The sequence below is a fragment of the Acetobacter suratthaniensis genome, assembly GCF_017377745.1.
Lineage (GTDB): Bacteria > Pseudomonadota > Alphaproteobacteria > Acetobacterales > Acetobacteraceae > Acetobacter > Acetobacter suratthaniensis.
The window spans coordinates 108,269-128,203 of record NZ_JAFVMG010000003.1 but is presented as its reverse complement, the minus strand read 5'-3'; the positions used below and the strand labels follow the sequence as shown (position 1 = coordinate 128,203).

The window sequence follows — 19,935 nt, the reverse complement described above, 5'->3', positions numbered from 1 at the left end:
TCAAGAGGATGAGGAAGGATCGGCCGTAATTTTGTCGATGGCGGTCTGCTGACGGGTGGATTCGGTCTGGATAAGCTGGAAGGTCAGATCGTAATCACGCTGGATTTCCACCATCCGAGTCGTCTCGCCCACGGCGTTGACATTGCTGCTTTCGAGCATGCCCTGCCGGATTTCCTTGCGCATGACTTCATGTGTCTGGGTCGAAGGCTTGAGCAGATACGCGCCTTCGGGGGTGAGGGTGTTCACGTTATCCACCGTCACCAGACCGATGGTGCCGATCGCGCCATTCTGCGTTGAAATGGTACCGTCCGAGGAAACAGAGAGAATGTCATCCTCAAGCCGGATCACCAGATTCTGGTTCTGCCGATCCAGCACCGGGTTGCCCGAACCATCAACAATGGTGCCATCCATCCGGCGGTGGAACTGCCCGTTGCGTGTCAGACGAATGCCCTGCGTGGTGCGCACAGCAAAGTACCCTTCGCCGTTGATGGCAAAATCGGTCTGGTTGCCGGTCGTGCGCATCTGCCCCTGCAGATGATCCTGATAGGTCGCCTGATCCTGCGTGTAAGCTTCTTCCTTACCACCGGCGACTGTATTGGGCTCTTTCTGTTTGACCACATACTGCGAAAAAAGCTGACGGCTGGCCTTAAAGCCATCGGTACTGGCATTGGCAAGGTTATTGGCCGTCACGTCCAGCGCACGTGTCAGCGTATCAATACGGGACAATGCAATATAGGTTGTGTTGTCCATGGAAACCCAGCCTCACGCACCAGAAATATGGAGTAACGGCCTGCTGCCGCCCCAAGAGACACGCCCTTGCCTGCAGACCCATTCAGCCATCCTGTATAACGAATCACAGACAGGGGAGCAATATGAACACGCACCCCCATAATCCGGGCACCACAGCGCTCCATTAAACCCTCATGTCAGCCGCAAATAGAGCTTGCCATGACACGCCCATACCCTTACCTGTAGCCTGAGAGCAGGATATGACGCAGGCTTGATCCAGCGGTGTGTCCTTAAAATACCCGAAGACCCCATCCGTTAAAATATGGGGTGGCCGTACACGAGGCACACCCGGAGGACTGTCATCCCATGATGCGTTCCCTTGACATCGCCGGCACGGGCATGCAGGCCCAGACGACGAACGTCGATACCATCGCGAACAATATCGCCAACATGACCACCACCGGCTATAAACGCCGGCGCGCTGAGTTTCAGGATCTGATTTATCAGGATCTGCGCCGCGCAGGTACCATGAGCTCGGACACGGGCGACCTTGTTCCCGCTGGCGCCCAGCTTGGTCTTGGTGTGCGTACGGCTGGTATTTACCGCATTAACGAACAGGGTACGCTGGATCAGACGGGCAACTCGCTCGACATGGCCATTGAAGGCCGTGGTTATTTCCGCGTAACGCTGCCCTCGGGCGAATATGCCTATACGCGTGATGGCACCTTCTCGCTCTCGCAGGATGGCACCATCGTCAGCGCGGACGGCTACCCCCTTTCGCCCAACATCTCCCTGCCGAACAACGCCGAAAACATCACGGTGGATCAGAGCGGACAGGTGCAGTACACCATCTCGGGCCAAACAACGGCGCAGGTGGCCGGGCAGATCCAGCTTGCCACCTTCCAGAACGAAAACGGTCTGGCCGCCATGGGGCAGAACCTGTTCACGGAAACCACCTCATCAGGCACTGCCAACCTCGGCACACCGCAGAGCGTGGGCTACGGTTCGCTGCGTCAGGGCTTTGTTGAAGAATCCTCGGTTAACGTTGTCACGGAAATCACCAACCTGATTACCGCACAGCGCGCCTATGAAATGAACAGCAAGGTCATCACCGCATCCGACCAGATGCTTCAGACGCTGACAGGCCTGAAATAAGGTCATGAATGTGAGGGCGGTCATCGGGGTTCTGGTCGCGGCAGGGAGCATGATGGGCTCCGTGCCCATGACCGAAGCAGCCACCCTCAAAACCACCTCCATCATTACGGCGAACACCGTCCGCCTGTCCGATCTTTTTACCGATCTGGAGCCGGGGCAGGATCGCGTTCTGGGGCCAGCCCCCGCACCGGGATCGAGCATTCAGGTCGGTGGTGGACAGCTTCTCGCCATTGCCGATCAGTACGGCGTGGACTGGCTTGACCAGTCCGCCAGTGCTCAGGTCACCATTACCCGCGCCGGGCGTATGCTGGACAAGGATTACTTCATAAACCTTGTTCGCCAGAACCTGCCTGATACCGGGGGTGGGCCCGTTTCGGTCGATCTGATTGATTTCCACCCCATCGCCGTCCCGCCTGATGATCCAAAGCCCGTAACCCTGTCGGATCTTAACTGGGACCCACGGAGCGGCCGCTTTACCGCCACCATCTACCGCACCCAGACAACCGGCGATTCCACGCAGGATTCCTACCTGCTGGCTGGTACAGTCCATGCCGCACGGCGGGTGCTGGTTTTTGCCCATGCCCTACAGGCAGGCAGCGTTGTGTCCATGGCGGATGTCACAATGGATGACGCCTATACCGGCCGCGCTCAGGATCGCACCTATACGGATGAAGCCGATATAGACGGCATGACCCTGACCCACAGCGTCATGGCTGGAGATGCCGTGCAGGAACGCGACCTGCACCGCACGGTTGTTGTCCATAAGGGCGATCCGGTGCTGATCGTTTTCACCGCACCGGGGCTGCACCTGACCGCCAGTGGTCGCGCCATAGAAGACGGCGGCATGGGGCAATACGTGCGCGTGCTCAATCTTGCCAGCAACATGATTGTCACGGGGCGACCCAACAACGCTTCTGAAGTCATTGTCGAGGCCGGTTCCAGCGGCATGCCTTCAGACTCCGCCACCCTGCGCCGCCTGAGCACTTCCTCTCGTGGCGGCTGAGGAGCGGATGATTCTGTCCGGTAACACATCAATGCGCTGGAGTTTTAGTTTGATGAAAAACCGCCTGCCGGGTGCATTCCTCATCGGCCTGATGGGGCTGTCAGGCTGTTCGGGTCTGGCCGACATGAGCGAAATGGGCCACCCGCCGCGCATGACCCGGACATCAGACCCCACGCAGGCACCGGAATACCGGCCTGTAACCATGCCCATGCCCCCACTTCAGCCACCGCCGACAGAAGTTGGCAGCCTATGGCGCCCCGGTAGCCGCGCCTTTTTCAAGGATCAACGCGCTTCTCAAGTGGGTGACCTGATCAAAATCAGCGTGGTTATTGCGGATAATGCCGCTGTTACCAACAACACATCCGCCTCGGGCAGCGGTTCGGAAAACTTTGGCATTCCCAGCCTGTTCGGCTTTCAGGGCAAGGCGCTCTCCAGCTCCTCGGCTCTGGATACCAGCAGTTCCAGCGCCAATACCGCAACCGGTACCATCAGCCGCAATGAAACCGTTACCCTGGCACTGGCAGGCACCATTACGCAGGTTCTGCCCAACGGTAACTTTGTGGTCGTGGCCCGGCAGGAAGTCCGTGTAAACGGCGAACTGCGGCAGTTGATGGTCAGCGGCGTTGTCAGGCCGCAGGATATTACCGAAGATAATACCGTGACCCACGACCGGATTGCTGAGGCCCGCATCTCCTACGGTGGCCGTGGTCAGTTGAGCAAGCTCCAGACCCCGCGCTATGGCCAGCAGGTTCTGGACAGTATCCTGCCCTTCTAATGTCTTAGCCCTTCAGCCTTGTTTTCAGGGCTGAAGGGAGGCAGGTTTTCAGGTGTCCCGGCCCAGTTCAGGGCAGAAAATGGGGTGCTGCTGCAAGAGCGGCCGCTACATCGCCAATCATTGGCACAAAAGACCGCTCTTTCGCCCGAAACAGCCGCATAGTCGGATACCATGCCGTTGTCTCGCCGCTATCCAGCCAGCGCCAGCAGGCATCCTGTCGGCTCATGAGCCAGACAGGGCAAGCCAGCCCCCCAGCCAGATGCGCCGGAGAAGAATCAACCGTAATCAGCAGGTCGAGATTTTTCACAAGAGCTGCCGTGTCATCCATACTGCGGATCTGATCCATAGGATCAATCAGCGGATAACCACACTGGGCGATTTCCTCGCGCTTTTTGCCATATTGCAGGCTGATGAAGGTTGCATCGGGCCGCGCCTCGATAATAGGGGCCATGGCCTCAAGCGTGGTGGAGCGGCGGTCATCCATCGCCGTACCGCGCGCACTCTGTCGGCACTCGCCCGCCCAGACCAACCCGATGCGAGGCCGCCCAGCAGGCAGGCGGGCATCCCATGCCGCGACAGCCGCCTCGTCCGCCACCAGATAGGGCATGGTCGGGGCCAGCACACTGGCCTCGCACCGCTCCGCCCGTAGCACATAGGGTAGATTCATGATCAGATCGGCATAATCAAACCCGCCACCAAACTGTGCCCGCACAGCTATGCTGGCAATATCCACCACCGTAACCGCAGGAAATGACCGGGCAATCAATCGCTGAAGGGTTGCAGGGACTGCCAGAGTAATAAGAGCGCCCTTTTCCACAAGCCCGTTTACAAAGCGGACAAACTGCAACGTGTCACCCAGACCATGATCATGGTACAGCAGAACAGTGCGGCCACGCACATCGGTTTGCGGGGTTAAAGAGGGCAGTTTTCTGAACCATGCCTCTGCATGCAGCCCATCGGGTTTTTGGGCATGCAAGGCCCAGCCACGCCCCAGTTGTCCGGCTTTGAGCAAAGCGCAGCCATAGGAAGCCTGCATGCGCTTGTTACCGGGCGCCATGCGCAAGGCGGCCTCGTAGTAAGGTAATGAATCCGTAGAGCGGTTCAGATAGGTCAGCGCACAGCCCATATTACTGAGTAACGCGGCCGATGTGCAGCGATCCGCAATGGCGCCTTCAAGCACCTGCCGGGCTTCTTCAAGCAGTCCTGCCTGTAACAATGCTGCGGAAAGATGCTCCATAAGCGATACACGCTGGGCCGGATACCGGGACAGCAACGCCCCAAAACGCTCACTACCTTCCGCCAGTTGTCCTGCACAGATCAGGGTATAAGCGTAAGTTTGCTGGGCCTGCACGGTGTCAGGCACCTGCGCCAGAGCCTCGCGCAGCAAAGTCAGCGCCGTATCATAGCGCACGGTATGATGGGCTATGAGCATGGCGGCAGTAATGGTCAGCGCCACATTGCCCGGTCGCCGGGCAAGCTGGTCGAGAATAATCCCGACAGCCTCTGCCTCTCGCCCCTCAAGAAACAGAGTTTTAACCCGCACGGGAATAAGCCCCGCAGCGCGGATCAGATCAGCATCAGAAATGGAGGCCGGGCGCGCCTGCCCCCCCACGGAAGAAACAGGATTGTTAAGGGGGGCATCAGTCATTGGTCACTCTGCCTGTAAACAGGCCCATCATACAAAAAAACAGCGCAACAGCAGCGCCTAGTGATGCAGCATATTGGCTGTCACGTTAGGCAGTTCGATACTGGCGCCAAACGCGGGCAGATCAAGCAGGCCGATGATATCATCACCAATAATGGCCAACCCGCTCAGCACCTTGCCGCTTTCGCGCCCGCCAGCCGCAGGAACGGGCTGAATTTCAACCCCCTGCATGGACACGATATCACAGACCCTGTCCACCAGAAGCCCGACCCGCACAGCCCCCAGATCCACCAGAACAATGGATGTCTGGGCCGCTTTTACGGCGCGCTCGGTTCTGTCCTTGAAAAAAATACCCATATCGACCACCGATAGGGCGGTGCCACGCACATTGATCACCCCGGCGACATAATGGGGTGCGGCAGGCAGCGGCCGAATTTCTGACCAGTTGCCAATTTCAACAACCGAGAGCAGGCCCAGCCCATAAACCTGCCCGCCGACCTGAAAGGTCAGAATCTGCGCAGGAGTATCCAGCGTGCTTTTGTTTTCCGTAGAGGGCATGAAATCTGTCCATTCATAAAAAACGGATAAAGTCAGGGGCAGTGCCAGACCATGCGCCAGCAAACCGGAAAACCACCCACAGGGCACAGACCGCAGGCACCATCGCCCACGGTAGAGCTCCGTGTCATTTCATCAGGTTGATAGTACGTGTCAACATAGAGCGTGTAATCTGCATGGTGTTGAGGTTGGCCTCGTAAGAGTGCTGGGCCTCATGGGTGTCCATGATCTCAACCATACTGCTGACATTGGGCATTTTGACATAGCCCTTGGCATCCGCCGCCGGGTGGGCTGGGTCATAACGCTGCTCGAACGGCGTTTGATCCTGACCGATTTCCTTTACCTTCACGCTGGAAACCCCGGTCTGCCGGTTCAGTTCCTCTTTGAACGTAATGGTTTTGCGCCGATATGGGTCAGAACCATGGGTCGTGCCGGTCGTTTCCTTGTTGGCAAGATTTTCAGCTGCAATCCTCAGGCGGGAGGACTGCGCATTCATGCCCGCAGCGGAAACACCAATAGTATCGGAAAAATCCACGCTTCAGCCCTTACGCGTTAGAACCCAGAACGGCTGAATACATGGCGATATACGCTGTATAGGCCGTCGTTACGAGACGCTGCTGATCGTTGGTGTCAGCCACCTTTTCCAATTCGTCTTCCAGCCGTACTTCATTGCCATCGCGCGAGGTACCCACGCCACTACGGTTGGTGCGTGCGGTTTCGTTGCGTCCGGCCATATGGCCGGGTTCGGTCTGGGCGAGCGTCATCGCCATCTGATTTTGCAGCACACCTACGAAAGGCGAGACATCCTTGGCCACATAACCCGGCGTATTGGCGTTGGCGACATTTCCAGCCAACACCGATTCACGAGCCTGCAGCCAGTTCAGGCGGCGTTCAGCCAGACCAAGCACATCGGTACCATGATGGGCCGACAGCGCCTGCGACGACATTGCTTCAAGCATGCGAGGGGCAATTCCTTGCTGTTTGACACCGTATCGGGAGATATAGCCTTAACCATATCGTGATACCGCTTGTGCTTGAATACCGCGCTGCACACGCCAAAGCCACTTTTTTCTCCCCCTGTGGGGAAATTCATCCGCCGTGTGGTACGGGCACACAAAGCTGTCAAAGGTAATCAGTCAAGGCCATGATTCGCCCCCACACGCCCAAGCCCGATATCAACGACATTCTGCTGTCCATATCGGTTACTGCCATTATCGTCCTGTGGAGCCTGCTGGTTCGCAACGATCAGGCATCGCTTGGCGGGCTGCTGGTGGCGATCTGGTTTCCGCTCTCCATCCTGACATTCCGCTTTCTGTTGCGTCGCCTGCCATTACTGGCCGGTATCCGCGCTTATCCGGCAGAAAAAACATTGTCATGGAAACGGCCCATTACCGCAGGGTGCCTGCTGCTGGCCTCGTTTTCGATCCTTTTTCTTGCCCGGCTATCGCCACCCGCCGCACTGGGCAATATCATTGCCCTCAATCTTGCCTGCCTTGCCGCCCTGCTTGACCGCGCCGAGCGCTGGCTGCCCCCCTCGCTGCTAACCCCCATGCTGCTGGCGGGCCTGCTGGCAGGTGTGCTGCGCGATGCCCCGGCAAGCACTATTCTGGGGGCAGTGACAGCATGGACGGGCATTACGCTTATTCTCGCGTTCTGCTCTCTACTACGCTGGCGCAACCTCCTGTCTGGCGGCGAAAGCCTGATGGCTGCCGCCTGTGGTGCGTGGGTAGAAGTAAAGGGCGTAACGGTTTTCCTGCTGGTCAGCCTGACGCTACACGGCATGCTGTATTTGCTAGGGCGTCACGCCAACCCAGCCCGCACAGTTTGGCCCGCCTATCTCAACCAGCGAGACCCCATGCAACGCACAGCCGTGGGGCCATCGCTGGCATTAGGGCTGGCCATTACCCTGCTGATCGAGGCGATCGCACCGGGGGCACTGAGGTTCTGGCCTCAGTAAAACCCAACGCCAAACCTTACTGCCCGGCCTCTGTACCTGCAGCACTCACCGTCGTCTCGACTGGTTTGGTCAGAAGCTGGAAAAGGCGTGCATTGTCGCCATCCATCCTATCCCCCACAAGAGTGGCTACCCAGTCCAGCATCGCACGATCCCCTGCCTGCGAGGCATCGGACGCCAGACGCAGCGCGAGTGACTGCATATCGGCATCAAGGGTGCCTTTAGGGGGAATTTCGGATTCCGCAAGCTGGCGCACATCCTGCACAGCGGCAGGCCATTCGCCCCGCCCCTCATGAATACGCGCGCTAATATCGAGCGAGACCGGCGAAGTATCCCCACCCAGCAGGGCCAGAGCCTTATTCTGGTCGCCGGTGGCCAGCGCAATACGCGCCAGAATCCGCTGGCGCGCCGCGCGCGAGGCATCTGGCAGGTTCGGGCTATCGGTTACGGACAGCGCCTTGAGTGCATCCTGCGGGCGCTTGCGCTCCAGATTGGCATCCGCCAGCCCTTCCCCCGCCAGCGCCTTCAGATCTGGCGTCGCGAGCATAGGCACGGCTGAAGAGAAAATATCCGCTGCTTCATCCGGCAGACCAAGTCTGAGCAGCATTTTACCATAGGCGACCATAACTTCGCCCTTGCGCGGCCCGTCCGACAGGCTGGGCAGATGCGCCTTGATAAGGGCCGCATTATGCAACAGCGTGGTTTTATCAGATGTTTTGCTGCTTTCCTGCGCAATCCCTGCCAATGCCTGCATCAAAATCGGCGGAATAAGCTTGTCGCCTGCATCTCCGGTGCCGTCCTGCACGGTATCGATGGCATCCAGCGCATCTGTCCACGCATGGGCGCGCATATAAGCATCCGCCTGCTGAAGGCGGGCCTGCACCTCGCGCCCGGCCAGACGGGCATCAGGCATGAGCGTATTATACTGCTCCGCAGCGGCATCGGCTGCGGTTTTGCCAGAAGCCAGATTCATGGAAATGCGCTGTTCCAGCGCCTTTTCCGCAACGATCGGGTCTTTATCGTCCGCCAGTTTGACAAAAAGAGTATAGGCCTGATCGCGCTGCCCTGAACGCAGCTTGCGGAAGGCATCCACCAGTTGGTAAGGCGCACCCGCAGGCAGGTTTTCCAGTGCCTCGACATCGGCCTGCGTGCCATAGCGCGCAATTTCTTCCGCAACGCCCGGCAGCAGCGTGTCACGCAGGGGGGCGGGATAGTTCTTCAGCCGCTCCACATCCATAGCGAGCAGGTGCGCCGCCTCGGCCTCGTGTCCACCCGCAGCCGCCAGATACAACCCACGCCAGAGCTGGACAGCCCGTTTCTGGCTATCCGGCCACGGGCCTTCGAGCAACGAGGCGCCATCCTTGTTACCCGCCAGCAACTCGGAAGCCGCCAGCAAAAAGCGCACTCCGGGGCGTTCGGCCTCTTCGGGATCATCTTCCAGTGCTACAGTCAGGATACCGCGCGCTTCGGTAGCGCTACCCGCGCTGAAGGCGGCCTTGGCTTCCTCCAGACGCTTTTCAAAACGCTGGGCCGGATCGGAATCCGCTGCTGCCAGAAAAGTATCATGCAGGCGTTCGCGCAGCTTTTCGGGTGGCAGGTTCTGCAAACCGAGCCATTTCAGATCGACATCGCTGGCATAAACCGCAACGCCTTCATCCGGGAAAGCCTTGCCTTCAATGCTGAGCAGGGGGCCATCTGGTGTGGCGCGCATGCTGATCTCGGGAGACTGGGCCGCAACCACCACACCTTCCGTGGTGGGCCAGACCTCGTAGCCCTTGCCGACCCTGAGCGAGAGAATCCCGCCATCATCCATGGTGGATGTGCCGACAAACAGGCGCGAGCCCGAGGCCGGGTCGGTAATGGAGAGCACACGCCCCGGCTTGCGCATGGGGTAAAGCACCCCGCCATCGCCCGCACGGGGGCTGATAACGCGCCGGTCGTCATAATCCGTGACGGGGGGCGGCTGATCACCCAGCACCCAGCCTTCAGCCTGCTGGGACAGGTAAAGTTTGCGCGTATCGGGCAGTTGCACCTGAATAAGCGTGGCGTCAGCCAGAGTGCTGACCGTCAGGGATGAAAAAATACCATCGCCGCGCAGAGCACTGGTATCCATCGGCCGTGCGTTATCCACAACGATCAGGAAACGGTTGCCACTCTGGAATGCAGCAATACCCATATCGGCCGGCACAGGAATAAGTACCCGGTTAGCCGACATGGCTGCCTGCTCGCCCGCGCCGCCATTCTGGCTATTGGCGGGGGTTGCCGCCTTACCCGCGACAGTCGCTCGCGGGGATTTGTTTCCATTCTGGGGAACCGACTGGGGCGGCGTGGGTTTATCCAGAACAACTGCGCGCCAGGATTCCGGTAGCCCCTTGAGAAGCATATCACCGGAAAAGCCATCATCCGGGTTACTGCCACTCTCCGCAGTCGATGCCGCGGGGGCAGCGGCCGGGGGCGGTGCCGGATGAACCGGGGCTGGCGGTGTTTTGGGCAGAACATGCCGCGCACCGTGCCTTACGGCATGCTGGGGGGCAGCATAACCCGCAGGCGTTATGGATGAACAGGAAAGAAGCGCTGTAATAAAAACCGCGACGGAACGCCTTGCGCGTGGGGATATGCTGAAATGCACGTGTCTCTAATCCTGAAAGGGCGGCACCCCCACTGCCTGTTCAGCACGGCCCCGCCCAATACATTCTTGCGGGAACCATACGCCAAACAAGACAGGACAACCACCCCGCCACCCGGAATCAAGTAGCCGCCCTCGCACTGAGCCCATGACAGCACAGAACGTCATGGGCTGATGAATTCAGGCGAACAGGTCAACCGCGCTGGACATGGCGCTGTTTTTTTTCTGCGTATCGGACGAGGGAATGATCTGCCCGGTCGAATCGAACTGAATGGAAGAGGAAGAGCCGTCCACCCCGTGGGATGACAGACGCACACCAACACCACCCGTGTGACCGGGGCGCGCACTCTGGTAGGCCGCGCGGGACGCCGCCGTTGTCATTTCACGCAGGCTTGACGCCAAAGCCGAGGCAGCAGTCGTGTCGCTCATGTTATCATTCCCTCAGGATACAAACCGGGTTCATGCCCGCCAGACTGGCCACCCTTGCCTGCAGAAATATCGCATCAGGCTGGCACTTGAACCTTCCAGTACCATGAAGATTAAAGCCAGACCAGCCGATATTCCTTGACCGTGGGGGCATTATGGCCAAACAATTCTTAACCATTTTATGGAATGACTACCCCTAAGCCAAGGTGTTTTTTCTGCTTCCCGTTCAGGCACCGCCCACAGCGGAAGTCGCGAAAAGCCACGGCCTGACTGACATGACCTCCACCACCTGCCCTATTCCGCGACAATGCCCCATTTCAGGAACCATATGGTTACAAAAATGAGGCGGACTCTGAGTTTTCCGGCTGGCTGGACAAACGCATGACGAGTGATGGAAAGCGGAAATGCGGATACTTTGCATAGGTGACACTTCTGTTAAGGACGGAGACCGCCCCTGTAGCGGTCTGGCGAACGCCGCCATCGAAGGTGCCATTTCCATTACTATGTCCGGGCCAGAAGGTGTGGCTGAAACCCTGCGTCGTTCCCATTACGACATTGCGGTTCTCCAGCAATCCCTGCCCGATACGCGCCTGATCAAGCATATCCGCAACAGCCGTGTGCCTACGCCTGTTATCGTCATTGCTCAGGAAATCCCGCCACGGAAAGTGGCCGATGTCCTGTCGGTTGGCGCGGATGACTGCGTACCCGCCAGCATAGACCCCGTGGAACTTCTGGCCCGCCTGCGCGCCATTGTCCGCCGCATTGGCGGCCATGACAGCATGACACTGCATATCGGCAGGCTGACCGTGTGTGTCGATCGGCGTGAAACGCATATTGACGACAAGCTGGTTCCCCTGACCCGGCGCGAATACGATGTGGTAGAGCTTCTCGCACTCCGAAAAGGTCAGGTTCTCAGCAAGGAGACCGTGCTGGACAGCCTGTACGCGGGAGAAAGCGAACCCCACGGCAAGGTCATTGATGTCATGATCTGCAAAATCCGCAAAAAAATGCGGAAATTCGGTGTGGATGATCCCTTCACCACCATGTGGGGCATTGGCTACCGCCTGAACGAAAAATCCTTTGCGCCCCTAGGCACGCGCGCCACCGCAAAAAATAGCAATCCGGTGCAGAGCGCGAAGGAAACCTGCCTGCCCGTACGCTCGGGTATCAACATCCTCAGCAACGCAAGCCCGCTGGACATCAGCCGCTAGGCTGATTTTCGATACGGACAATAAAAAAGGCGGGGCACAGAGCCCCGCCTTTTTTGCATTCCCGTACCGTACTGTCTCAGGTACCAGTTGTCGTGCTGCTTGATGAACTGCCCGAGCTGCTGGAACTGGAACTGCTGCTGGAAGAGCTGCTTGTCTTAGGCGAAACATTGGTGATGCTGGACATCGGAATAGTCGCACTGCCGAGCTGAACCATCATATCCGAACTGCCCTTCTGGATACCGGTAATGGTGCCGGAAACCGTAAAGGCCACGTCCGATGTGGTGCCAGCCGAATCCACAGTCTTGACCGACACGCTGTAACCACCATCGGACAGCTTGTTGCCACTGTTGTCGGTGCCATCCCATGTCCAAGTATTGGTACCGCTGGATGCTGTCGCCACCACGTCCTTGACGATGGTACCGGCGGAATTGGAAACAGCAATGGCCACCGTCTCGCCCGATGTGCCGGTAAAGCTGAGCGATGCAGAGCTGTTCTGCAGGGGCAGCGTTGTACTGTTGGCGGTAATGGTATCGCCCACCAGTCCGGTATCGGAGCTGAGCTGACTATCCTGATTGAGCGAAATCAGCGAGTCCAGCTTGGTGTTGGTTTCAACCTGCTGCTGAACACCCGCGAACTGCGCAAGTTCAGATGTAAAGGTATCGGAGCTCATGGGGCTACTGGGGTCCTGATTCTTCAACTGCGTTGTCAGCAGCGTCAGAAAGGACGTGTAGTTGGTCGCCAGCGAGTCCAGCGATGAAACGGAGGAAGAAGAGCTTGAGCTACTGCTGGACGAAGATGAGTTTGCACTCGCCTTAGCCGCCGCTTCAGCCGCCTGCAGCGCCTTGTATTCGTTGGTAACGCTTGTGGTCGATGTGGTTGTCATCGGCTCAGTTTCCCTTCCTTACCGCCCCGCCGTCAGGCGGTAATATTAATCCCGCTGCCGCCCTGCAAAGCAGCGCGTGTGGCCGTTGTCGTGGCCTGCGCCGTGCTGTCCAACCCGCTATCGGACTGGGTGCCACCGGCTACGGCTGCCGCGCCATAGGCCTGCTGCCCACCCTGCCCCGCACCATTGCCAGACTGGCCACCAGACAACATGCCGCCATAAGACGCATTACTGCCATTGCTATCCTGATTATTCCCGGCATCGCCACTACCATTGCTGGCGCTGACAACATCAATCTTCAGGTTACTGACATCAACACCCGCCGCGTTCAGGGCGGCCATCAGCTCATGCTTGTTCGCCGCCAGATGCCGGGCGGTCATTTCATCGGAGCTTTGCAGCACAACACCCGATGTTACGCCATCCGTACCCGTCAGCCGCACATGCACAGGCGTTGAATCATCGGTCATAACCGTCAGCGAGACAGACGTGCTGCCATCTTCGGCTTGCTGCGACAGCAGGCTGCTGGCCCCGGCAAGCTGCTCGACATCCGCATTTTCGTTGAGCGCACTGGCAGACTGCGCCGTGGTTTCCGTAGCCGTGCTTACGGGTTCGAGCGTGAATTCCGTAGTGGTCGCGCCTACCCCTGCGGGCAGATGCACATCGGTAGACACCTGGGCCGCAAGAGCCTGCTCGCCATTACTCTCAGACTGCCCGTCAGACATGCCGGAGTGGCCGGATGCACCTCCACCATTCAGCGCGGCAGCAATCGCCCCCACACCGCTGAAGGAAATACCAGCCCCTGCCGTACCGGTCGTGGCAGAGCCTGTTGTGGAGGATCCGCCGGTCGCCAGCGTAGCCTGCGCATCGCGGCTATCCGTTGTCGCCTGCGTGGCATCCGCTTGCACTAGATTATCCTGCACCTGACTGGTATCCGCAGCAGCACTCAGTGCCGCAGACAGATCAGACGAAGACACAGCACTACCGGTGGTATCCTGCGTGCCAACCTGTGCCGTTGCTTCTGCTGCCATTTTCTTGGGAAGTGCGGCATCCCCTACGCTGGCGGCGATATCGGCCTGTGCGGTTGTCGGCGCATTCTGGCTGGACTGATCCTGCTGGCCACTCAGTGCCGACAGTAGATCCGCCGCAGCGCCATCGGTCTGTGTATTCTGCGCCGCACCAGTGCTGGTTGCCAGCCCGGAAGCAGCCTGATCATCCTGCACTGAGACCGGCAACATAGCTGCACCGGCAGACTGCGCCGTAACCTGCTTGCTGTCTCCGGTCTGCACGGGCGGGAGCGGTGTTTGCGCGGCTTGAGTGGAAGAAACCACTGCCTGCTGCTGCATGGCCAGAGTAGACAGGACATCCTGTGCCTGTAACACAGCGCTGTCCGTGCTGCTGTCATCCTGCTTCTGAGCAGTTTTAGCCGTGCTTTTTGTACTGCTGCCAGAAACCAGCGTGCTGGCAGGCTGGGCTGCCGCAGCCTGCGTGTCGCTCTGGGACGCGCTATTTTTAGTATCGCCAGAGGCAGAAGCCGTCTTGGCGGAACTGTCGTTGCGCGTAGCGCTCGACGACGGTTTGGCGCTGCTTGTGGTCACGGTCGCCGCGCTGCTGCTGGTGCTGGTGCTGGTGGTCGATGACACTGCCGAAGATTGGGAAGACGAATCCGTGCTGCTCTGGCTCTGACTCTTGCTTTGATCCGTGCTGACGCTCTGCTGCTGCCCGGCAGAATACTGGGAGACAGTTTGCAGAATAGACCCGAAAGAAGGTTTTTGCAAAGTGGAGGACGATGCACCGGCTGTCAGCAACGAAGCCAGACTGGCCTTGTTGGCAGACAGGGCTGAGGTCAGCCCCATCAATGCGTTTTCCTGCGCCTGTTCTGAAAGACTTGTCGTCTTTGCTACCGAGATACTCATCAGACGCTCCGTTGCTCCAGCCCTGTTAGACCAGCGTCAGGCTGCGGCGGCCTGCGTCGCCTGCTGGTTGGACGATTCAGCAAGCACGGCGTCAAGTTCGCTGAAAGACGGCATAAACGCATGAGGAATATCCTTTCTGCCGATTTCAGCGCTGACCTGCGGCGCGCTACCCTGAAGATGCGCTACGAAGACAATACGGATGATGTCCTGATAACGACCATCCTGCATTATCACATCTTTCATGCGGGCCGCCAGTGGCGCAACCACACCATAGGACAGAAGCACACCCAGAAACGTACCCACCAGTGCGCCTGCGATCATTTCACCCAGAATGGCAGGCGGCTTGCTGATGGAAGCCATGGTTTTGATAACGCCCAGAACCGCGGCCACAATACCCAGAGCCGGCAGCGCATCGGCAATGCTTTGCAGGCTTTCGGAAATATGGAGCTTTTCAGACAGATTCTTTTTCAGTTCGCGCGCCATCACCTCGTCAAGCTGGTACGGCTCCTCCATGTTGAGGCTGACCAGACGCAGGTAATCGCAGATCATATTGCGGGTTTCCACATCGTCGCGCACGCGCGGTGCAAGCGCGAAAATGCTGCTTTCACCGGGGTTTTCCACATGCTCTTCAAGCGCCATGTTCCCGCGCGCCTGCGCCAGACGCATAAAGCGGAACAGCGTCACCAGCAGTTCCAGATAGGATTCCTTGTTGTGCCGCGGCCCACCCAGCGTCAGCTTGAGGTCGGACAGAAGCTGCTTGAGCGCATCCTTCGAGTTGGACATGACAAAAATGCCTGCCGCAGCCCCAAGGATGGTCAGCAGTTCGAACGGCATGGACGCGATCAGCGGTGCCAGCGCCCCGCCTGAGGCCACAAACGAACCGAAGACGCAGAGCAGCGAAAAAATAAGCCCCCCGATGAAAAGCATTAAGCTGTCTCCACTTCCATCCATTCAAGCCACGCGGCCCATACGCCATCGCAGCAGTTAAAACCTGTACTCATATAATCCACAGCGGCCAGAAACGCCGCCACGGTTTTATTAATCTATTGCAAGCCAACAGGCGGCGGCACTTCAGCCGGTGCTGTCGCAGCAACTGGCTGCACCGGTTTCTGCGCCTCTTGCGGCGTGGGTGCCGGTGCTTCGGGCGGTGCGCTCGCAGGCGCTGCCGCCGCTTCAGCCGCAGGCACTACGGTGTCAGACTGGTTTGCAGCCGCCGGATCAAAAGCCGGATCCACATAACGCCTGTGCATGATCAGCACCACACGCCGATTGCCCGCTGCGGACGGGTCAGACGGAACCGCCAGTTCCCGGTCTGCCCGACCGGAAACGTTAATGATATTGCCATCCGGGTAGCCCGCATGCACCAGCACTTCACGCGCATGATCCGCACGCAGGGCCGACAGCGTCCAGTTGGACATGCCCCATTTTTTACCCGGACGATACGCGGCAGCATCGGTATAGCCCACAATGGAGAGTTTTTCCGGCATCGGGGCAAGCCAGGCCGCAATTTCACCCAGCATCTTGCGCCCAAGCTGGTTGGGAGCTGCCGAACCGGTATCGAACATCGGCCGGTTCTGGGAATCCTTCAGCTCGATCCGAATATCATCCCGGCCAACCCGAACCGACATATTGGACACGGAGGCCTGAAGGTCAGGCTGCTGCTCCATGGACTTTGCAAGCCCCTGCACCATGTTCTGCAGATTGGCCTGTTCCGCCACGGCTGCGTTGGTGGGAGAACCGCCGCCCACATACCCGACCTGCAACCCGGCCCCGCTCTGCGGCCCACCAATAGGCACAATACTCGGGTGCCCGGAATTAAGCTGCGCACGGATGCCCGCCGTAATATCGACAGCGCCATTGGCCTTGGGGCCGGTCTGCTGATATTCATGCGCCCCGGCCTGCTTGTCCTTGGGCACTTCGGAGGTTTCCCCATCCTTGATCCGCTTGACCGCCTCGCCCCCAGTCAGGGGAGAAGGCGTTGTATCAAGCATTTCGGATGTAGGGCCGCCATGCGTGTCGCGATCGGCCATGGGGTTGAAGAACTGCGCAATACCCTTGCGCTGTTCGTCTGTTGTGGCGTTAAGCAGCCACATGACAAGAAAGAACGACATCATTGCCGTCATGAAGTCGGCATAGGCGATCTTCCACGCTCCGCCGTGATGGCCTTCGCCACCGCCGTCGTCGCCGCGTTTGATGATTACCTGGGGTTTGTCGTTTCTTGCCATGGGGCGTTACCTCGGGCTTCAGCCTGCCTTCTGGTGGGCCAGACCAACCCGCCGGGACGGATCGCCCCGGAAGGAGGCCCGCCCTGCATGGGTCAGGGAAATGGACGTATCCAGCCAGACTTCGCCACCAATGGCGCTCCAGCGGCGGCAGAATGTAAAGTCTTCGCTCAGATAGGTGCCGGTTTCGGGGTCGATGCTGCCATCGAACAGGGCGTGATATTCAGTATCACCACCGCTGCCTGCGGCATCAATCCGGCGATAGGTGGTTTCAGGATAGCTCTTGATCAGCATCCCGATAGCCTTGCGGCTGATCATCATGAAACCCGTACCGGCGTAGCGCGTTTTCAGCAACGGACCCTTTTCCCAGGTCTGGTGCATTTCATCGGTTTCACCCACATACCGGAGCGACGCAGTTTCATGCCCTTCGCCACGCAGCACGTTTTCCTGCGTATCCTTATCCCAGAAGCGCTGCTTGATCGGGTACATGCCCGCGACAATATCCTTGTCTGCGGCGAGCAGCCGGGCGGGCGCTTCCGCGGGGAAACCGATATCCGCGTCGATGAACAAAATGTGGGAAGCATCGGAGCGGGTGTAAAACTGGTGCAGCAACGTGTTTCTGGCGCGGCTGATCATCGCATCGTCACCCAGCAGGGACAGGGTCATTGGTGTCTGCATGATGCTGGTGCAGGCGATGACGGATTCCATGTATTCCTGCGTGACCATCCCCCCGAAACACGGGGTGGCAATAAAAATCTTCGCGGTCTGTTGCATGCGCTTTCCTAATCACTCACGGCCAGTAAAACTGGTGCCCTACCCGATCATATTGCGGTTCGTGTAACCAGCGATAGCCGTGCGGGCCTACTTTCTCAATAACGAAACATCTTTTCCGCAGCCCGCACCCCGGCGGAACATGGGCCTGCGGTCTATCGGGCCAACATGGCTTTATCCGAACACACGCCTTACCCGACGTGACAGATCATCTACCTCGTTCTGCTCCCTGCGGGCCTCTTTCTCTCGCTCCTCTTCCTGCCACCGAGCCAGCACTGCCTCAGCCGCTTTAAGGGCGGCATTGGCCTGTGTCAGCGCAGCACGCGCCTGATCGGTCACTTGCTGCGCCTCAAACACGAGCCTATGCGCACGCTCGATCGCGGCACGCCCAGCGGGTAGCCATACACGAAAATCTTCCATGCTGGTGCGTCCGGCTGTCACTTCGCGCTGTTCGTTTTCGAGTTGCTGCCTGCTTTGTGCCAGCTGCATCTCGGCCGCCCGTTCCTGGGCCAGAACCCGCCCCAGCTCAGCCCGTGCCTGATCAACTTCCGTCTTACGCAGGCGGATCAGGGACTGGAGCGCACGGGCCCGGGGATTCATCCAGGCACCTCGTCAATAAACAGGGCGCCACGCAACGCATCAAAACTTTCCGCCAGCGTAGCCTTTTCCCCCCGCTGCTGCTTCAGCACCCCTTCAATCGCGGGGGCGACACGAATGGCTCTGTCCACCTGCGGGTCATTACCGGGACGGTACGCGCCAAGGCGGACCATGTCCTGCATTTCTTCCCATGTTGAAAGATCGCCACGCGCGGCCTGCACCAGCGTATTTTCCTCCGGCGCATTGCAGCCCGGCACGGTACGGGAGAGAGAGCGCAGCACGTTAATGGCGGGATAACGCCCGGATTCCGCAATCCGGCGCTCCATGACAACATGCCCGTCCAGAATACCACGCACGGCATCGGTCACCGGCTCGTTATGGTCATCACCCTCAACCAGAACGGAGAACATGGCTGTCATCTGCCCGGCATCGCCATTTTCATCCATCAGGCCGGGGCCTGCACGCTCAAGCAATCGGGGCAGTTCAGCAAACACGCTTGGCGGATAACCACGGGTTGCGGGAGGCTCACCTGAAGACAGGCCAATTTCACGCAATGCCTGACAAAAACGGGTGACGCTATCCATGAGCATCAACACGGATTTGCCCTGATCGCGAAAATACTCCGCCGCAGCCATAGCGGCATAGGCCGCCTCGCGCCGCATCAGGGGCGATGTATCAGACGTGGCCACCACAACAACGGACTTGGCCAGCCCCTCCGGCCCCAGATCATCTTCCACAAACTCGCGCACTTCGCGCCCGCGTTCCCCCACGAGGGCAATCACCGCGACATCGCACGCCGTATTACGCGCAAGCATGCCCATAAGAGTGGATTTACCCACACCGGAACCTGCGAACAGCCCAAGACGCTGCCCTTCGCGGCAGGTGGCAAACAGATTGAGGGCACGCACGCCCAGATCAATCCGTGGCCCAAGGCGCGCACGCAAGGCAGCCTCGGGCGGTGAGGCGTGGAGCTTCTGCACAACGCCACCGGGGGCCAGCGGCCCCTTGCCATCCATAGGGCGACCCATGGGGTCGATGACACGCCCCTTCCAGGATTCATTAACCAGCAGGGTGCCACCTGCCCGCCGCCGCCGTTCTTCTGGGCCGAACATCTGGAATGTCGCACGGCAACCCGAGCCAATGCCTTCCAGCGAGCCAAAAGGCATGGCAATGGCAACATCACCCTGAAAAGCCACGATTTCGGCATCGGTCTCGCGACCGTCCAAACCCATGACGCGCACACGATCGCCCACGCCAGTAAAATCGCGCAGACCGCTGAGTGAGATAGAAAGCCCGGACAGTCCGGTTACGCGGCCTTCCAGCACGCCGATAGGCACTTCGTCATGTGTCTGCCCCACCGCACGGCGGATGGCATCAAACACATCGGGCACACCGGTTGCCTGAGCCGCGGCATCAGGCTGGGCGGGGGCTTCGCCCTGCATTGCACCAGCCTCCATCAGAACCGCACCG

At 59.1% G+C, this 19,935-nt stretch carries 19 protein-coding genes; 5 read left to right on the top strand and 14 right to left on the bottom strand.

What is annotated here, in order from left to right:
- Positions 1-750 (bottom strand): flagellar basal-body rod protein FlgF, encoded by a 750-nt coding sequence (flgF, locus tag J2D75_RS05360; protein WP_207853624.1) that lies wholly within the window; start codon positions 748-750, stop codon positions 1-3.
- 345 nt (positions 751-1,095) lie between these two features.
- Here flgF and flgG point away from each other — a divergent pair, with 345 nt between their 5' ends.
- The 3 genes from flgG to flgH are packed head-to-tail and all read left to right on the top strand — an operon-like array spanning position 1,096 to position 3,662.
- The gene (flgG, locus tag J2D75_RS05355; RefSeq protein WP_243428525.1) at positions 1,096-1,884 is read left to right on the top strand and encodes a flagellar basal-body rod protein FlgG; all 789 of its coding nucleotides are present in this window, start codon (positions 1,096-1,098) and stop codon (positions 1,882-1,884) included.
- 4 nt (positions 1,885-1,888) lie between these two features.
- Positions 1,889-2,887: a flagellar basal body P-ring formation chaperone FlgA gene (flgA, locus tag J2D75_RS05350; RefSeq protein ID WP_243428524.1), complete on the top strand. Its 999-nt coding sequence runs from the start codon at positions 1,889-1,891 to the stop codon at positions 2,885-2,887.
- A 52-nt stretch (positions 2,888-2,939) separates the two neighbouring features.
- Positions 2,940-3,662 (top strand): flagellar basal body L-ring protein FlgH, encoded by a 723-nt coding sequence (gene flgH, locus J2D75_RS05345; protein WP_408736740.1) that lies wholly within the window; start codon positions 2,940-2,942, stop codon positions 3,660-3,662.
- A 67-nt stretch (positions 3,663-3,729) separates the two neighbouring features.
- Here flgH and J2D75_RS05340 read toward each other — a convergent pair whose 3' ends face one another.
- From J2D75_RS05340 to J2D75_RS05325, 4 genes are all read right to left on the bottom strand, one after another.
- Entirely contained in the window at positions 3,730-5,310 is a 1,581-nt protein-coding gene (locus J2D75_RS05340) for a tetratricopeptide repeat-containing glycosyltransferase family protein (protein ID WP_207853620.1), read from the bottom strand.
- 57 nt (positions 5,311-5,367) lie between these two features.
- The gene (locus tag J2D75_RS05335) at positions 5,368-5,865 is read right to left on the bottom strand and encodes a chemotaxis protein CheW (RefSeq protein ID WP_207853618.1); all 498 of its coding nucleotides are present in this window, start codon (positions 5,863-5,865) and stop codon (positions 5,368-5,370) included.
- 124 nt (positions 5,866-5,989) lie between these two features.
- A complete protein-coding gene (gene flgC / locus J2D75_RS05330; protein WP_207853616.1) occupies positions 5,990-6,397 on the bottom strand; it encodes a flagellar basal body rod protein FlgC in 408 nt (135 codons plus the stop codon).
- 10 nt (positions 6,398-6,407) lie between these two features.
- Positions 6,408-6,821: a flagellar basal body rod protein FlgB gene (locus J2D75_RS05325; RefSeq protein WP_207853614.1), complete on the bottom strand. Its 414-nt coding sequence runs from the start codon at positions 6,819-6,821 to the stop codon at positions 6,408-6,410.
- Between the two features lie 185 nt (positions 6,822-7,006).
- Here J2D75_RS05325 and J2D75_RS05320 point away from each other — a divergent pair, with 185 nt between their 5' ends.
- The gene (locus J2D75_RS05320) at positions 7,007-7,819 is read left to right on the top strand and encodes a prepilin peptidase (RefSeq protein WP_207853611.1); all 813 of its coding nucleotides are present in this window, start codon (positions 7,007-7,009) and stop codon (positions 7,817-7,819) included.
- Positions 7,820-7,835: 16 nt separating this feature from the next.
- Here J2D75_RS05320 and J2D75_RS05315 read toward each other — a convergent pair whose 3' ends face one another.
- Together J2D75_RS05315 and J2D75_RS05310 are read right to left on the bottom strand one after the other, a co-directional pair.
- Positions 7,836-10,445 (bottom strand): tetratricopeptide repeat protein, encoded by a 2,610-nt coding sequence (locus J2D75_RS05315; protein ID WP_207853601.1) that lies wholly within the window; start codon positions 10,443-10,445, stop codon positions 7,836-7,838.
- Positions 10,446-10,622: 177 nt separating this feature from the next.
- Positions 10,623-10,871 (bottom strand): hypothetical protein, encoded by a 249-nt coding sequence (locus tag J2D75_RS05310; RefSeq protein WP_207853599.1) that lies wholly within the window; start codon positions 10,869-10,871, stop codon positions 10,623-10,625.
- 401 nt (positions 10,872-11,272) lie between these two features.
- Between J2D75_RS05310 and J2D75_RS05305 the strand changes: the two genes are divergently transcribed.
- Positions 11,273-12,079: a response regulator transcription factor gene (locus J2D75_RS05305; RefSeq protein ID WP_207853597.1), complete on the top strand. Its 807-nt coding sequence runs from the start codon at positions 11,273-11,275 to the stop codon at positions 12,077-12,079.
- Between the two features lie 76 nt (positions 12,080-12,155).
- Here J2D75_RS05305 and J2D75_RS05300 read toward each other — a convergent pair whose 3' ends face one another.
- From J2D75_RS05300 to fliI, 7 genes are all read right to left on the bottom strand, one after another.
- A complete protein-coding gene (locus tag J2D75_RS05300) occupies positions 12,156-12,962 on the bottom strand; it encodes a flagellar hook assembly protein FlgD (RefSeq protein WP_207853595.1) in 807 nt (268 codons plus the stop codon).
- Positions 12,963-12,994: 32 nt separating this feature from the next.
- Positions 12,995-14,875 (bottom strand): hypothetical protein, encoded by a 1,881-nt coding sequence (locus J2D75_RS05295; protein ID WP_207853593.1) that lies wholly within the window; start codon positions 14,873-14,875, stop codon positions 12,995-12,997.
- Positions 14,876-14,911: 36 nt separating this feature from the next.
- Complete coding sequence (gene motA / locus J2D75_RS05290; RefSeq protein WP_207853591.1) at positions 14,912-15,802, bottom strand: flagellar motor stator protein MotA; 891 nt, start codon at positions 15,800-15,802, stop codon at positions 14,912-14,914.
- 116 nt (positions 15,803-15,918) lie between these two features.
- Positions 15,919-17,100 carry a flagellar motor protein MotB gene (locus tag J2D75_RS05285; RefSeq protein WP_207853583.1) on the bottom strand — a complete coding sequence of 394 codons (1,182 nt, stop codon included), beginning with the start codon at positions 17,098-17,100 and terminating at the stop codon, positions 15,919-15,921.
- An 18-nt stretch (positions 17,101-17,118) separates the two neighbouring features.
- A complete protein-coding gene (locus tag J2D75_RS05280) occupies positions 17,119-17,871 on the bottom strand; it encodes a hypothetical protein (RefSeq protein ID WP_207853581.1) in 753 nt (250 codons plus the stop codon).
- Positions 17,872-18,042: 171 nt separating this feature from the next.
- Positions 18,043-18,468, bottom strand: a complete 426-nt coding sequence (gene fliJ / locus J2D75_RS05275; RefSeq protein WP_207853579.1) for a flagellar export protein FliJ — start codon at positions 18,466-18,468, stop codon at positions 18,043-18,045.
- Entirely contained in the window at positions 18,465-19,922 is a 1,458-nt protein-coding gene (fliI, locus tag J2D75_RS05270) for a flagellar protein export ATPase FliI (RefSeq protein ID WP_243428523.1), read from the bottom strand. Before fliI ends, fliJ begins: the two co-directional genes overlap by 4 nt.
- Between the last annotated feature and the right edge of the window lie 13 nt (positions 19,923-19,935).